Below are 1,767 nucleotides of genomic sequence, written 5' to 3' on the forward strand. Positions count from 1 at the left end.
CCGAAGGAGTGCGCGACCAGATGGATCTTTCCAGAAGCGATCGGGGTGACCGCCTCTTGGATCGCTACGGCAATCTCGTCAACGACATTGCTGCCCGCCGCCGGCGAGGAATCGCCATGACCGGGAAGATCGACTGCGATCGTCCGCATCGTTTCGGCCAGCACCGGCTGGTTGAAGAGCCAGGTCGTCAGATCTCCGCCGAAGCCGTGCAGGAAGAGCACGATATCGTCGCTCGGCTCGCCTGCTTCCAGCAGGTTGAGCGAGCCGCCTGGAACCGCGACCTTGCGTGGGAGAGATAGGCCGCCCTCGCCCTCTTCGCCGCTGCCGATGCGATCGGCATAGCTCTGGATGAAGGCGTCGATCTCTTCTTGGGTGGCGCTCTCATCGGCGATCACGCCGGCCAGCGCACCGACGGGGGCCGTCGTGCCTTCCGCCAGAACAATCTGCCTCAGCGTACCGCTGGCCGCCGCTTCGAGCACATTCGTCACTTTCGTGGTCTCGATCTCGAGGATCTCCTGACCGCGCGCGACACTGCCCCCCTCGCCGATCATCCACTGGGTGATCTTGCCCTCGGTCATCGTCATTCCCCATTTGGGGATGGTGACTGCTTCGATAAGCGACATGGCATTTACCTCTTTACGATTGACTTGACGGCCTTGATGACGGCGTCCGGCGTCGGCACATAGGCGTCCTCAAGGTTGGGAGCATAAGGAACCGGCGTGTGTGGCGCCGTCACCAGCTTGATCGGCGCCTTGAGAGCGTCAAAGCACTGATCGGCAAGCAGGGCAGAGATATCGGCCGCCACACCACAACGCGGATTGCCTTCGTCCACGATGACGACGCGACCGATCTTTTCTGTCACTTCCACGAGTGTGTCCTCATCGAGCGGCGAGGTCGTGCGCGGATCGACGATACTGGCGGAGATGCCTTCCGCGGCAAGACTGCGTGCTGCGTCTTCGGCCACGCTGACCATCCGGCCGACGGCAATGATCACCACATCCTTGCCGTCGCGCACCACACGCGCTTCGCCGAACGGAATGGTATAGGAGGCGTCCGGAACTTCGCCGACCGTGTCGTAGAGCATCTTGTGCTCGAGGAAGATCACCGGATCATCATCGCGGATGGCCTGCAGAAGCAGTCCCTTGGCGTCATAGGGATTGGACGGAATGACCACCTTGAGGCCGGGGATATGGGTGAAGATCGCGTGCAGCGCCTGGGTGTGCTGCGATCCGGAGCGGCTGCCCGCCCCATAGGTCGCCCGGATGACGAGTGGCGTCTTGGCGCGGCCGCCGAACATGTAGCGGAACTTCGCCGCCTGGTTCATGATCTGGTCGAGGCAGACGCCGGCAAAGTCGACGAACATGATCTCGGCAATCGGACGCAGGCCCGTCAAGGCGGCGCCGGCCGCAGCTCCGATAAAGGCAGCTTCGCTGATCGGCGTGTCGCGCACCCGATCCGGCCCGAAAGCGCCGAGGAGCCCACGGGTCACTCCAAAGGGACCGCCCCAGGCATCCTTCACTCCGTTCGCTCCGGCGCCGCCGGTCAGGTCTTCGCCCATCATGATCACGCGCGGATCGCGCGCCATCTCGGAATGAAGTGCATCGTTGAGTGCCTGGCGGAATGATTTCTTGGCCATCTCGGTCGTCCTTACAGATATTTGACGTAGACGTCGGTCGTCAGGGCCGACAGCGGCGGGAAAGGAGCTGCACGGGCAGCTGCGACGGCGTGATCGATCGCCGCTTCCACCGCCTGGTCGACGGCGTCGAG

The 1,767-nt window shown here is 63.2% G+C and carries 2 protein-coding genes; both read right to left on the minus strand.

From position 1 onward, the window contains the following. On the minus strand, positions 1-623 hold a 623-nt coding region (locus CO666_RS33305), incomplete at its 3' end, for an alpha/beta fold hydrolase (RefSeq protein ID WP_143540428.1). Positions 624-628: 5 nt separating this feature from the next. After that, the gene (locus tag CO666_RS33310; protein WP_077988838.1) at positions 629-1,636 is read right to left on the minus strand and encodes an alpha-ketoacid dehydrogenase subunit beta; all 1,008 of its coding nucleotides are present in this window, start codon (positions 1,634-1,636) and stop codon (positions 629-631) included. Positions 1,637-1,767: the final 131 nt, after the last annotated feature.

The sequence above is a fragment of the Rhizobium chutanense genome, from assembly GCF_002531935.1.
GTDB lineage: Bacteria > Pseudomonadota > Alphaproteobacteria > Rhizobiales > Rhizobiaceae > Rhizobium > Rhizobium chutanense.

Excerpts from the sequence above, each read along its gene's own strand:
- CO666_RS33310 (WP_077988838.1), bottom strand. The coding sequence starts at position 1,636 with ATGGCCAAGAAATCATTCCGCCAGGCACTCAACGATGCACTTCATTCC.